We start from the raw sequence: 12,496 nt of genomic DNA on the forward strand, positions 1-12,496 counted from the left end.
GCACCTCTCGGCTAAATCAGAGACTTCGTGTGCCAGACCGTCTTCGTTTCGGTCCACTGAACGATGCGTTCGATGGACGGCGCGGGAACTCCGACGACCGGGCCTGAGACGCGCTTGAGCGTGTCGGCAGCCGCGATTTGAAGGTCGACCCACTCGAGCTGTTCTGCACCGGCAAGGTCAAGACCATTGACATCCGCGTGGCTCGCAAGCCACGGCGCGATCTCGGCGGGCGAGCCCGTGAGGATGTTGACGACTCCCCCAGGAACGTCACTCGTAGCGAGAACTTCAGAGAGGCTGATCGCACTGAGCGGGGCGTTCTGGTGAGCGACGACGACAACGGTGTTACCGCTGACGAGAGCCGGAGCGATGACGCTCACGAGGCCCAGCAGCGACGAGGAGTCCTGCGGGGCAACGATGGCAATGACACCACTGGGCTCGGGAGTCGAGAGGTTGAAGTACGGGCCCGACACCGGGTTTCCGTTTCCGGCAACCTGAACGTACTTGTCAGCCCAGCCTGCGTACCAGACCCACGCGTCGATAGCGGTGTCGACCTGAGTGGTCGCCGCCGACTTCGAGAGTGATTCGGTAGCCATGAGCTCGTCGACGAACTGCTCGCGACGACCCTCCAAGAGCTCAGCAATGCGGTACAGCACCTGGCCGCGGTTGTAGCCCGTGGCACCCGACCAACCGTTGACGGCCGCGCGGGCGGCAACAACAGCATCCCGAGCATCCTTGCGGCTAGCGAGCGAGGCATTCGCGAGGAACGCCCCCTTCTTGGTCGTCACTTCATAGGTGCGGCCGCTTTCGCTGCGCGGGAACTTGCCACCGATGTAGAGCTTGTAGGTTTTAGGAACCGTGAGACGGGTCATTTCTTGCCACCTTTCGTGACGGCGGGCGCGGCCCATCCAGCGGATTCTAGGTAAGCGGCCAGTCCGTGACGGCCACCCTCGCGGCCGTAGCCACTCTCCTTGTAGCCACCGAACGGCGACGCAGGATCGAAACGGTTGAACGTGTTGGCCCAGATGACACCGGCGCGTAGCTTGTCAGCCACTGCGAGGATGCGTGAGCCCTTGTCGCTCCAGATGCCCGCAGACAGCCCGTAGGGGGTGTTGTTGGCCTTGGCGATGGCCTCGGCCGGGGTGCGGAACGTCAGGACGCTCAGAACCGGCCCGAAGACCTCTTCGCGCGCAATGCGGCTCGAGGTCGAGACGTTCGTGAAGATAGTTGGAGCGAACCAGAAACCGTTCTCGGGGATCGCGCAGTCGGCGGTCCAGCGCTCGGCGCCTTCGGCTTCGCCGACGTTGCTGAGTTCACGGATGCGGTCGAGCTGAGCCTTGGAGTTGATCGCGCCGATATCGGTGTTCTTGTCGAGCGGGTCGCCCATGCGCAACGTGGAGAGCCGCGCCTTGAGGCGATCGACGACATCGTCGTGGATATTCTCTTGAACCAGCAGGCGCGAACCTGCACAGCAGACGTGGCCCTGGTTGAAGAAGATGCCGTTGACGATTCCTTCGATTGCTTGGTCGATTGGAGCATCATCGAAGACGATGTTCGCGGCCTTGCCACCGAGTTCGAGGGTGACCTTCTTGCCGGTTCCGGCAACCGACTTGGCGATCGCCCGGCCAACGCCGGTCGAACCGGTAAAGGCGACCTTGTTGACATCCGGGTGGTTGACGAGGGCCTGGCCCGTGTCTCCCGCGCCGGTAACGATGTTGACGACACCCTTGGGCAGGTCAGCCTGCTGCAGGATTTCAGCGAAGATCATCGCGCTCAGCGGCGTGGTTTCTGCCGGCTTGATCACGACCGTGTTTCCTGCGGCGAGCGCCGGAGCAATCTTCCACGCGAGCATGAGCAGCGGGAAGTTCCACGGGATTACCTGAGCGGCAACACCGAGCGACTGCGGGTTCGGTCCGAGACCGGCGTAGTCGAGCTTGTCGGCCCACCCGGCGTAGTAGAAGAACCACGCAGCGACGAGAGGCACGTCAACGTCACGGCTCTCCTTGATCGGCTTTCCGTTGTCGAGGCTCTCGGCAACAGCAAGCTCGCGGGCCCGCTCCTGCACGAGGCGAGCGATGCGGAAGAGGTACTTACCGCGGTCTGCGCCTGAGAGCTTCGACCAGGTGCGGTCGTAGGCCTTGCGAGCGGCGGCGACAGCGGCATCCACATCGGCGTTGTTGGCGTTGGAGATCGAGGCGATCTCCTTCTCGGTTGCGGGCGAGATCGTGGTGAACGCGTCGCCGCGGCCATCCACAAATTCACCATCGATGAAGAGACCGTAGTGCTTCTTCAGGTGCAGAACGGACGTTGATTCGGGGGCGGGAGCGTAGTCGAGAAAGCTCGGGGCCTTCGCGCTTACCGCTGTGTCATTCTCAGTCATGGTGTGCCTTAGTCAATCGTGACGTAGTCGGGGCCGGAGTAGTGGCCGGTGGTGAGCTTCTGACGCTGCAAGAGCACGTCATTGAGGAGACTCGATGCGCCGAAGCGGAAGAGGTGCGGCTGAAGCCATTCCTCGCCCACGGTCTCTGCAACGGTCACGAGGTATTTGATGGCGTCTTTAGAGCTTCGGATGCCGCCAGCAGGCTTCACTCCGATCTTCTCGCCGGTGAGCAGGTGCCAGTCGCGCACGACCTCAAGCATGAGCAGCGTGACGGGCAGGGTCGCCGCCGGCGACACCTTTCCGGTGGAAGTCTTGATGAAGTCTCCGCCGGCCAGGATCGAGAGCCACGAGGCTTTGCGCACGTTGTCGTAGGTGTTGAGCTCGCCGGTTTCCAAGATCACCTTGAGGTGAGCGTAGGTGCCGTTCTCGCGGCGGCATGCCTCTTTGACAGCCACGATCTGGTCGAAGACAACACCGTACTTGCCAGAGAGGAAGGCGCCACGGTCGATGACCATGTCAATTTCGTCCGCGCCGTTAGCGACGGCTTCTTTGGTGTCCATGATCTTGATCGGCAGCGACGAGCGTCCGCTCGGGAACGCGGTGGCGACGGCGGCAACGTTGATTCCGTTGTCTGAGCCGTTCGACCACGCCGAGCCCAGGGCATCTGCTGCGTAGGGAACCATGTCGCCATAAACGCACACTGCTGCAACCTGCGGGGTCGAGGCATCCGCGGGGTCGGGCAGCATGGCTTTCGCGGCGAGCGAGCGAACCTTGCCGGGGGTATCTGCACCCTCGAGCGTTGTGAGGTCGATGAGTTTGATGATGGTGTCAAGAGCCCAAGCCTTTGACGTGGTCTTGATCGATCGCGTGCCCAGCCCGGCAGCACGCTGCTCAAGCCCGACCGCGTCGACGCCCGAGAGCCCCTCGAGGTGCAGCTTGAGCGACTTCTCGGTCAGATCTGAGCCGATGAGGTTGACCGCGCGCTCAGCAGGAGCGAGCGCGATGGCCTTTTCGATTGTCATGTGGTTTCCTCCAGAAGGGCGTGAGCGGTGGCCTCATCGGTGACGATGACGGAACACAGCCCACTGGTAACGACGGCGCGCGCGACGTCATGTTTAGCGTCGCCAGCGACGACAAAAATTGCGTGCTCGGCAGCACGAAGCTCGTCAAGACCGAGACCGACAGTGCGCTCATCCAGAGCAGAGTCGACGATCTTGCCCGCGCTGTTGATGTAGCGACCGACGACGTCGCCCACGGCTCCCTTAGCGACGAGGTCATCCACATCGCTCTCGCTGAGGTAGCCGCTATCGACGTGAACCGAACTAGCACCGGCAACACCGGCGCTATACAAATAGGCGGATGCCGACGCACCCAGAGCACGAACGCTCGCAACAGCCCGGTCGCGCTCGATCGCACGCTTCGTTTCGACCTGCTCCAGAATCGCGGGGATCGGCAGCAGCGTCGCTTGACCGTGCCCCTTCTGCGCAAACGTGACTGCGGTCTGCGCTGCTGTGCCTTGCTTGCTATTGAGGCTCACGCCACCATTGATCTGCACGACCTGCACGCCCACGGTCCAGCCGGGAGCAAGCAAGCGAGCAACCTCATCGAGCGTGCGACCCCAGCTCACACCGAGAGTGCGAGGCACAGGACGAACGGCAGCCAAGTAGTCGGCAGCCGCTTGGGCCACGCGAGGGTTGACCTCTTCGTCGTCGGCGGGCAGCGGAACCACGACCGCGTCTTTGAGACCGAAGCGGTCTCTCAACTGGCGTTCGACATCCAGTCGGCGGGCACGAGGGTGAATGATCTCGATCCGGACGATGCCGGCTTCACGAGCGCGGGTGAGCAATCGGCCCACTTTCCAGCGGGTAATACCGAGAAGAGCGCCAACTTCATCTTGAGTCTTGTTCTCTTCGTAGTAGAGCTCGGCAACGCGCACGGCCAATAGCTCGGTTGATTCATCCACTGCTGCCTCCTGCCTTCAACGATAGAGTCCGGCACACCGCGCTGCAACATATGCAGCAGTGCTTGCTCAGATGAGCAGACACTCGGAGCAGCGAGTGCGCACATGCGCAGCCAACACCCCGAACCTGAACACCACACGAACGTGGGCCTACGGGCGCGTCACTCCCCCCGCACCCCATAAGGTGGATGCCGTGACCACCACCACATCGAATCGCTATGCCCTCGCCATTGATATTGGCGGAACCAAAGTCGAGGCTGCCCTCGTCGACCCGAACGGTGTCGTCCTTGCGACAAGCCGCTTCCGCGCACCCACGGGCCGCGCATCGTCGAGCGAGCAACTCGCCGAGAGTGTGCGCACGGTCGTGCGCCAGTCGACCGCCGCTCTGCCCGAAGGTGCTGAACTCCTCGGCGTCGGCATCGGTAGCGCCGGGCCCATCTCGGTATCGCGCGGCGAAGTGTCCCCCCTCAACTTGCCCGCCTGGCGCGACTACGGCGTGCGCGCACTAGTCGAAGCAGAGCTTCCCGGCTCTTCGGTTGCCCTTCGCGGCGATGGTAACTGCATCGCCCTGGCCGAACACTGGATTGGCGCTGCCCAAGGAGTGAAGTACTTCATGGGCATGGTCGTTTCGACCGGCGTTGGCGGCGGTCTCATTCTTGACAACCAGCTCATCGACGGCCCCACCGGCAACGGCGGCCACTTCGGTCACGTCGAAGTCGGCGGAGAAACCGTAGTGTGCGGCTGCGGCGGAACCGGCTGTGTCGAAGCGGTTGCCTCTGGTCCCAAAACTGTCGAATGGGCGCAGGCCCAGGGTTGGACCGGCTCGACCGGTGAAGAACTTGCCGCGGACTACGCAGCCGGGAACGACATCGCGATCAGCGCCGTACGTCGTTCGGCTCGTGCCGTCGGCCACGGAATTGCGTCAGCAACGGCCCTCGTCGATCTTGAACTCGTCGCCATTGGCGGCGGCTTCTCGCACGTGGCCGCCGATTACATCGACCTCGTTGCCGAAGCGATCACCGACCGCGCACCGTTCCCGTTCATCACTAAGGTGCGCGTTGTGGCATCAGGGCTCTCCAGCGACGGTCCGTTGATCGGCGCTGCCGCTCTCGTGCATCACCCGGAGCGACTGAGCACGTCTGCACTCAGCTCGAGCTAGTCCTCGAGCGCCGCTACAGCAATCCCGAGTTCGTCTTCGACGAAGCTCGGGCGCGCCAACATTGCGGCACTGATGAGCGCCAGCAAGCTCGAGACGAGCAAGAACATCAACGGCCAGACCCAGCCACCGCTCAGTTCGCGCACGAGTGCTACCGCGAAGGGGCCGAGAGCGGCAACCGTGTAGGCCACGCTCTGCACGAAACCGCTCAGCGCCGCCGATCCCTGATGGCTTCGCGTGCGCAGATTGATAAGCACGAGGCACAACGGGAACAGAATGGTGCCGAACCCGACGAGCACGACCGACACCCACGTGAGCGTCGTCGGCACAAAGGCGAGCCCGAGGTAGCCGAGCACTCCGGCAAAAACTCCCCCGGCCATGACGGCGCCAATGTTTGAGACCTTGTTGGCCAGAATCGGGCTCAGGATGCCGAGCGGAATGCCAATGAGGCCGAAGAGCGAAAGCATCCCGCCCGCCTCGACGGGAGTGAACCCCGCTGATTCGATCAAAATCTCGGGCAACCAGGCGAAGAACGAGTAGAACCCGATCGACGAAACGCCGAACGCAATCGTGATCGCCCACGCCGTGCGCGACTTGGCCACAGCCCACACCGAGATGCTGGATGCCACCGGCACCACTGTCGAGTCGAGGGCAGCGTTGCGCTTCGCGCGGCGGCCGCGCACCGTGAGCACAAGCCACGGAACGAAGGCCGTGAGCGCGAGCACTGCCCACACGGCGACGGAGGCACGCCAACCAGCGACCTCGGCCACAGGGGCCGCGAAGAAAGCAGGAATGGCGGCGCCCAAAGAGATGAGCACGACGTAACCACCGGTCACCGTCGCAAGACGATCCGGGAAGTACTTCTTCACGGCCGGGGGCAGCAATACGTTACCGACTCCCATACCTGCAAGCGCGATGAGGCTGCCGAGCGCCAAAAGAATGTAATTGTCGCTGACGGCACGAAGCGCGGAGCCGGCAACCATGGCGGCCGCTGCGATCAACAGACTCGCGTCGACGCCGCGGGCGCGAGCGAGAGCCGGAGCGGCCAGCCCGGCGATCGCAAAGGCGATCGGAGGCAACATCCCGAGCACGCCAAGCCCGAGGCTGGAGATCGGAATATCGTTCTCAATAATGCCGATAATCGGAGAGATGGCGGCAACCGCGGTGCGCACGTTCAGCGCGACGAAAAGGATGCCAGCAAGCGCAAGAAGGCGGCCCCTCCAGAGGGTGCGCGTGGGGGTAGTCATTCGCACGAGTCTACGGTGCGAAAACTCCAACCCCTACGATGGTCAGTATCGCCGACAACCCGTGTCGGCCAATCGTCTTAGGAGACACCTATGGGTAACAGCGGATTCGACCTCGGAGACATCGGCGACGTTGTCGGCGGGCTCGTTCAGGGTAAGGGCCTCGACACCGATGCTCTTGAGCCCATTTGGGAAGGCATCCAGCCGACGCTGCAGGGCCTCGACACCGACACCATTCTCGAGACCATCTCCAACTGGGCGAAGGACCTCAACCTGCCCCTCATCGGCGATGTCCCCGACGACATCGTGGAGAACCTCAAGAACGGTGTGAAGGTTCCGCTCAATAAGCTCATCAAGGGCTAGTCGTACGGCCTATTTCTTGGGCGTCTCTTTCGCGGGGACGCCCAAGATTTTTCTCACGGCAACCTCGTCGAGGCACATCTGATCGATGAGCGCTTCAACCGTCGTGTACTTGACCATCCCGCGCACATATTCGACGAATTCGATCTCGACTCGCTTGCCGTAGATGTCGAAATCTTGGTCGAGAGCGTGGGCTTCTACTTGCTTCTCAGGCACCCCGTCAAAAGTCGGGTTGTTGCCGATAGAGACGGCGGCGGCGAAGCGAACACCGTCGATAACGAGCCACGCGGCATAAACGCCATCGGCGGGAATGAACCCCTCCGAGTTGCGATCGAGATTAGCGGTCGGATACCCGAGCTCGCGCCCGCGCTGTTGGCCGAGAACGACGACGCCCCGCACGGAGTGCGCTGCCGTGAGCAACTGCGCAGCCTCCGCCACTCGACCTTCCGACAGCAGTTCACGCACGAAAGTGGAAGAGACCCGGCGGCCCTCTTCGAGAGCGATGTCGTCAATAACGACGACCTCGAAGCCATGCGCTTCGCCCAGTTCGCGCAGTAGCGCCACGTCGCCAGCGCCGCGAGCGCCGAAGCGGAAGTCAGCACCGACAAGTACAACCTTCGTGTCGAGCGCCCCGGCCAGTACCGTCGAGACAAAGTCTTCGGCCGAGACCTCGCTTAGCGCCTGGTCAAAGGTCAGCACGAGCGAGCCGTCGACGTCAGTCGTGGCCAGACGTTCAAGCTTTTGTTCCTTGCTCAGCAAGGGTTGCGGGCACGCAGCGGGGTTCAGCAAGCTCATGGGGTTGCGATCGAACGTGACCACGACCGAACGCAAACCACGATCAGCCGCGACCTCACGCAAGCGCGCGAGCACGGCACGGTGCCCGCTGTGCACGCCGTCGAACTTGCCGATCGTGATGGCAACCGGGCCGTACGCCTCGGGCACGGCATCCAATGATTCGAAGAGATCCATATCAGCGACGCCCCTCAGCGATACGTACCCGGTACAGCCAAATAAGGCCGAGCACGGGAAGAGCGAGCGGGATGAAGAGGTAGCCAGCGCCGAAGGCTGACCAGACGGTGTCTGCCGGGAACAGCACGGCATCCACGAGGCTGAGTGTGCCCACGGTGATGACCCCCAGGAGCTCAAAGACAATCGCCACGACGGCGACCCGATACCAGGTGCGCCCCGAACGGATCAGCGCAACGGTCGCAACGATGTACACGAGCCCTGCTACCGCCGACAAGAGATAGGCGAACGGAGCCTCGTCAAACTTCGTCGCGATCTGAAACAGCGAACGCGCGGTAGCGCCCAACGCCATCACGGCGTAGACGGCAATGAGCACTCGGCCAATACCCGAGGCAGTCGAAGAACGTTTACTTGTCATCTCTCTCAACTTTAGGCGCTCTTGGCTAGGCCAATTGCACAAACCAGATCTGGCTCATGCGGTAAACCATCACAGCGATCGACAAACACGCGACCCCCAGGATCACGGTGCTCCAGCGGTTGCGTTCGATGAGGCCCCACATGACAGCGGCGGGCGGAATCAGGATGGCCGACACCAGGTAGATCCAGAACTCAAGGGCGCTACCGGTAGCCACATTGCCCAAGAAAGGAGCGACGATAGCCATGACCAACTGCACGATCAGCAGCGCTTCAACGAGGAGCGTTGCCCCTAAGGAGTAATCGTTGGGCGTGACCTTAGCAAAGCCGGCGATAACGGCGGCCGTTCCTGCCAGAACCGCAATGATTACTTGCACCCACACAAACCACTCAACCATTGTTCGGGGTTCCTTCCTCAGAAGCGGGCTCGCCCTCAGGAGCAGTATGCTCGTGAGGTTCGAGAGGCTGCGCATCGCGCGGGAAATTGGACAGCACGCGGGCGCGCCCATCAACGATGTGAATGAGCCCCTGAAGGCGACCATCGGGCGCGAGCGCGGCAATCGGTGATGCTTGCTGCGGTTCCAGAGCGATTCGCTTGCCGTCAGAGAGATCTTTCGACTGCTCGGCATCCAGCTGCACGGTCTCGAAAAGTTGGGCGGCTACCACCGCGGGAGCAACCAACTGCGTCTCCAGATCGGAATCGAGAGCGCTCGCGTTCTCCACAGAGAACGGGCCAACCTTGGTGCGGCGCAACACCGTCAGGTGCCCGCCGATGTTGAGCGCCTCGCCGAGGTCACGAGCCAGTGCCCGGATGTAAGTGCCCGACGAACAATCGACCACAACTTTCAGATCGATGAACTCTCCGCGCGCGGTCTCGAGCACTTCGAAGCGAGAAACAGTGACCGTGCGCTCCGCGAGAACGACCTCTTCGCCGGCTCGCGCCAGCGTGTACGCACGCTTGCCATCAACCTTGATGGCGCTGACGGAACTCGGGCGCTGCGAAATAGCTCCGGTGAGATGGGCGACGGCGTGAGCGATGTCTTCGTCACTGACAGCGGCGAGTGCCGCGGCATCCGCTGACTCCGAAAGCTCACCCTCGGCGTCGTCGGTGTTCGAGGATGCGCCCAGTCGAATCGTCGCGGTGTACTGCTTATCGAGGCCGACGAGGTAGGTGAGTAGTCGCGTGGCATTGTTCGCTCCGAGGACAAGGAGCCCAGTTGCCATCGGATCGAGAGTGCCAGCGTGCCCAATTTTGCGGGTGCCGACAGACTTGCGGGCGCGCGAGACAACGCCATGACTCGTGATGCCCTGTGGCTTGTCGACGAACAAGATTCCACTAGCAGGATTGCGCGGCGGCTTAGCCATGCGATTCCTCCACCCTGGCAACCCCGGATGGGTAGCCCATCAACTTTAGCCAATTCTGACGCCGCCTACGCGCGTGTGTCCCTGCACCACCGTGACGAGATATCTTCATCCGCTGCGCCTAGACTGCCGCTATGCGAATCGGCATTATTGGGGCAGGTGCCGTCGGCGGCGCAATTGCAGGATTACTCGCGCGCGCCGGCAATGATGTTGAAGTCACGGCACGTGGCGCTCACCTCCACACCATTCGAGAGTCAGGCCTCACGCTCACAGGAGCGTGGGGCGACAGCGTCTCCTCGGTTCGCGCCGCCGCGACCCTCAGCCGCGTCAACGAACTCGTCATCGTGGCAACGAAAGCGCACGACGCAGAACAAGCCCTTCGCGACAACATTCGTTTCGTGCGCGATGTTCCTGTCGTCATCTTCCAGAACGGTCTCGACTCCCTCGAAACCGCTGCCCAGGCCTCGCCGCGATCCGACATCATTGGCGGACTCGCCACTTTTGCCTCCTCGTTTCTCTCCCCCGGCACCATCCACGTGACTGCTGCGGGCCCGAGTTACCTCGGCGTTGCCGGCGACAACGACGTGCCTGCCCGCTACGCCGCTGACGTGCTCCACGCCATCATGCCCACCTTTGCCGTGCCGAATTTTCGCGGCGCTCAGTGGACCAAGCTCGTCATCAATCAAGTCAACGCGCTACCCGCCATCACCGGGCTCAGCGTGCAACAGGTCATCGCCGATGCCCGACTGCGTCTCATCATGACCGCAAGCATGCGCGAGACCGCCACGATCGCTCTCGCCCAAGGAATCCACTTCGAGACCCTTCAAGGTCTCTCCCACCGTCGCCTGCGCAAGCTTGCGAGTTCGCCATTGTGGTTGGGCCAGCTCATCCCGCGAGCGATGAGCCGACGCATGGGCCGCACCCCGAACCCTGGCTCCACCCTGCAGAGCATTCGTCGCGGCCAACCGAGCGAAGTGGATGCCCTCAACGGCGCTGTAGTGCGAGCAGCGCAAGAAAGTGGTCGCGGGGCTCCGGTGAACGCACTCATGGTCGAGCTTGTGCACGACGTCGAGGCCACCGGAAACTTCCTGACCATCGACGACGCCGTAGCGCGGTTCGCCGCCGCGACACAACAGTGACCGCCGCTGCACCCTCGCCGGATCGCGCTGAACTTTCGCGCCAGATTCGCGAGTGGTTTGCTGAAGCCGGGCGCGACCTGCCCTGGCGCCACGACGGTTTTGGCGCGTGGGGCATTCTCGTCAGCGAGATCATGCTGCAGCAGACTCCTGTGGTGAGGGTGATCCCTCGCCTTGAGCAGTGGCTTGAGCGGTGGCCGACGCCCGCAGCGCTTGCTGCTTCCGCTCCCGGCGATGCGGTGCGAGCGTGGGAACGCCTTGGCTATCCCCGACGTGCTCTCAACCTGCATGCCGCGGCAACAGCAATTGCCGAGCAGCACGACAACGTGGTGCCCGAAGATGTGCCGACCCTCTTGGCCTTGCCCGGTATCGGCGATTACACCGCACGGGCTGTGGCCGCTTTTGCCTACGGGCACCGGCATCCAGTGGTCGACACCAATGTGCGACGAGTCATCGCTCGAGCAGTGGATGGCGTCGGGGAGGCCGGCCCTCCGTCGACTAAGCGCGACCTCGCAGCAATGGAACTCCTGCTTCCCGAGGAGCGTGCTGACGCTCAAGCAACGAACGCCGCCATCATGGAGCTCGGCGCTATTGTCTGCACCGCCAAGAAGCCGTTGTGTGAGCAATGCCCCGTACGCGACCTCTGCGCATGGCGTGCGGCCGGCTATCCGGCCTACGACGGCAAAAAGCAGGTCGTGCAGAAGAAGTTTGAAGGCTCGGATCGCCAGGTGCGCGGGCTCATTCTCGCTGAGCTGCGCGCGAGCGATATCCCCGTGACGGCAGCCGAAATCGAGCAGGTTTGGGCGGATGCCGCCCAGCGAGAGCGCGCACTGGCTGGCCTCCTGAAAGACGGACTCGCCGTCGCCGAGGGCTCGGGCTACGTTCTTCCCTAGAACGACCGCTGCGGATCGCACAGACCGCTTACGTGGCCTGAAGAAGAACGCTTAAGCGTTACCGCTGACGTAGTGACCGTCGTCGTCGTCGTCGTCGTCGAAGCCAGCGGCTTCCTCTTCGGCGGCAATGTCGCGCGGCTTCACGTAGGGGTCTTCGTCTCCCGCGTACTGAGCGGTCTTCTTGAGCGCCTCAACAGAAGCATCACGCTTGTGCGCTTCGGTGAGGAGCGAGTCGATGAGGGCCGCGTTCTCGGGGATGCCATCGGCAATGAACTGAATCGACGGAGTGAGACGCGCGGTGAGGTTCTTTCCCACTTCGCGGCGCACGAGCCCGGTCGCCGACTGAAGGGCGGCGGCACTTTCGGCGCGTTCTTCGTCGCTGCCGTAGACCGTGTAGAACACGGAGGCGTGCTGGAGGTCGCCGGTTACCCGAACGTCAGTGATGGTCACGAAACCCAAGCGAGGATCTCTGATGCCACGCTCAAGCGTCTTGGCAACGATTACCTTGATGCGGTCCGCCATTTTCGCGGCACGAGCTGCGTCGACCATCTCTACTCCTTAGTACTCTCTGTGCCTCGGGGTGTACCGAGGCGTTGACGGCACCCAGGCCAGGAAGCTTGCGGAGCCT

At 62.8% G+C, this 12,496-nt stretch carries 14 protein-coding genes; 4 read left to right on the forward strand and 10 right to left on the reverse strand.

Features of this window, described 5'->3' with window-relative positions:
• Positions 1–11: 11 nt before the first annotated feature.
• Genes ACWTV3_RS13020 through ACWTV3_RS13035 form a run of 4 tightly spaced genes read right to left on the reverse strand, consistent with a single transcriptional unit; the run spans position 12 to position 4,340 of the window.
• Positions 12–869, reverse strand: a complete 858-nt coding sequence (locus ACWTV3_RS13020; protein ID WP_341620823.1) for an aldehyde dehydrogenase family protein — start codon at positions 867–869, stop codon at positions 12–14.
• A complete protein-coding gene (locus ACWTV3_RS13025) occupies positions 866–2,377 on the reverse strand; it encodes an aldehyde dehydrogenase family protein (RefSeq protein WP_498478641.1) in 1,512 nt (503 codons plus the stop codon). The genes ACWTV3_RS13020 and ACWTV3_RS13025 overlap by 4 nt, the downstream gene beginning before the upstream one ends.
• Before the next feature lie 8 nt (positions 2,378–2,385).
• Complete coding sequence (deoC, locus tag ACWTV3_RS13030) at positions 2,386–3,399, reverse strand: deoxyribose-phosphate aldolase (RefSeq protein WP_498478642.1); 1,014 nt, start codon at positions 3,397–3,399, stop codon at positions 2,386–2,388.
• Entirely contained in the window at positions 3,396–4,340 is a 945-nt protein-coding gene (locus ACWTV3_RS13035) for a sugar-binding transcriptional regulator (RefSeq protein WP_498478643.1), read from the reverse strand. Before ACWTV3_RS13035 ends, deoC begins: the two co-directional genes overlap by 4 nt.
• A 190-nt stretch (positions 4,341–4,530) precedes the next feature.
• Between ACWTV3_RS13035 and ACWTV3_RS13040 the strand changes: the two genes are divergently transcribed.
• Complete coding sequence (locus ACWTV3_RS13040) at positions 4,531–5,496, forward strand: ROK family protein (protein ID WP_498478644.1); 966 nt, start codon at positions 4,531–4,533, stop codon at positions 5,494–5,496.
• On the opposite strand, the gene ACWTV3_RS13045 is transcribed toward ACWTV3_RS13040, so the two are convergent.
• A complete protein-coding gene (locus tag ACWTV3_RS13045) occupies positions 5,493–6,740 on the reverse strand; it encodes an MFS transporter (RefSeq protein ID WP_498478645.1) in 1,248 nt (415 codons plus the stop codon). The genes ACWTV3_RS13040 and ACWTV3_RS13045 overlap by 4 nt on opposite strands.
• A 90-nt stretch (positions 6,741–6,830) precedes the next feature.
• Between ACWTV3_RS13045 and ACWTV3_RS13050 the strand changes: the two genes are divergently transcribed.
• A complete protein-coding gene (locus ACWTV3_RS13050) occupies positions 6,831–7,100 on the forward strand; it encodes a hypothetical protein (RefSeq protein WP_498478646.1) in 270 nt (89 codons plus the stop codon).
• Between the two features lie 9 nt (positions 7,101–7,109).
• On the opposite strand, the gene ACWTV3_RS13055 is transcribed toward ACWTV3_RS13050, so the two are convergent.
• Genes ACWTV3_RS13055 through truB form a run of 4 tightly spaced genes read right to left on the reverse strand, consistent with a single transcriptional unit; the run spans position 7,110 to position 9,842 of the window.
• Complete coding sequence (locus ACWTV3_RS13055; RefSeq protein ID WP_498478647.1) at positions 7,110–8,066, reverse strand: bifunctional riboflavin kinase/FAD synthetase; 957 nt, start codon at positions 8,064–8,066, stop codon at positions 7,110–7,112.
• Between the two features lies 1 nt (position 8,067).
• Positions 8,068–8,481 (reverse strand): hypothetical protein, encoded by a 414-nt coding sequence (locus ACWTV3_RS13060; protein ID WP_498478648.1) that lies wholly within the window; start codon positions 8,479–8,481, stop codon positions 8,068–8,070.
• Between the two features lie 25 nt (positions 8,482–8,506).
• Complete coding sequence (locus tag ACWTV3_RS13065) at positions 8,507–8,875, reverse strand: hypothetical protein (RefSeq protein WP_498478649.1); 369 nt, start codon at positions 8,873–8,875, stop codon at positions 8,507–8,509.
• The gene (truB, locus tag ACWTV3_RS13070; protein ID WP_498478650.1) at positions 8,868–9,842 is read right to left on the reverse strand and encodes a tRNA pseudouridine(55) synthase TruB; all 975 of its coding nucleotides are present in this window, start codon (positions 9,840–9,842) and stop codon (positions 8,868–8,870) included. The genes ACWTV3_RS13065 and truB overlap by 8 nt, the downstream gene beginning before the upstream one ends.
• Positions 9,843–9,973: 131 nt before the next feature.
• On the opposite strand from truB, the gene ACWTV3_RS13075 reads away from it, so the two are divergent.
• Together ACWTV3_RS13075 and ACWTV3_RS13080 are read left to right on the forward strand one after the other, a co-directional pair.
• Positions 9,974–10,978 carry a ketopantoate reductase family protein gene (locus tag ACWTV3_RS13075; RefSeq protein WP_498478651.1) on the forward strand — a complete coding sequence of 335 codons (1,005 nt, stop codon included), beginning with the start codon at positions 9,974–9,976 and terminating at the stop codon, positions 10,976–10,978.
• 44 nt (positions 10,979–11,022) lie between these two features.
• Positions 11,023–11,868, forward strand: a complete 846-nt coding sequence (locus ACWTV3_RS13080) for an iron-sulfur binding domain-containing protein (protein WP_498478756.1) — start codon at positions 11,023–11,025, stop codon at positions 11,866–11,868.
• A 51-nt stretch (positions 11,869–11,919) separates the two neighbouring features.
• Here ACWTV3_RS13080 and rbfA read toward each other — a convergent pair whose 3' ends face one another.
• A complete protein-coding gene (gene rbfA, locus ACWTV3_RS13085; protein WP_498478652.1) occupies positions 11,920–12,417 on the reverse strand; it encodes a 30S ribosome-binding factor RbfA in 498 nt (165 codons plus the stop codon).
• Positions 12,418–12,496: the final 79 nt, after the last annotated feature.

It is taken from the genome of Salinibacterium sp. AL4.1, assembly GCF_059767305.1.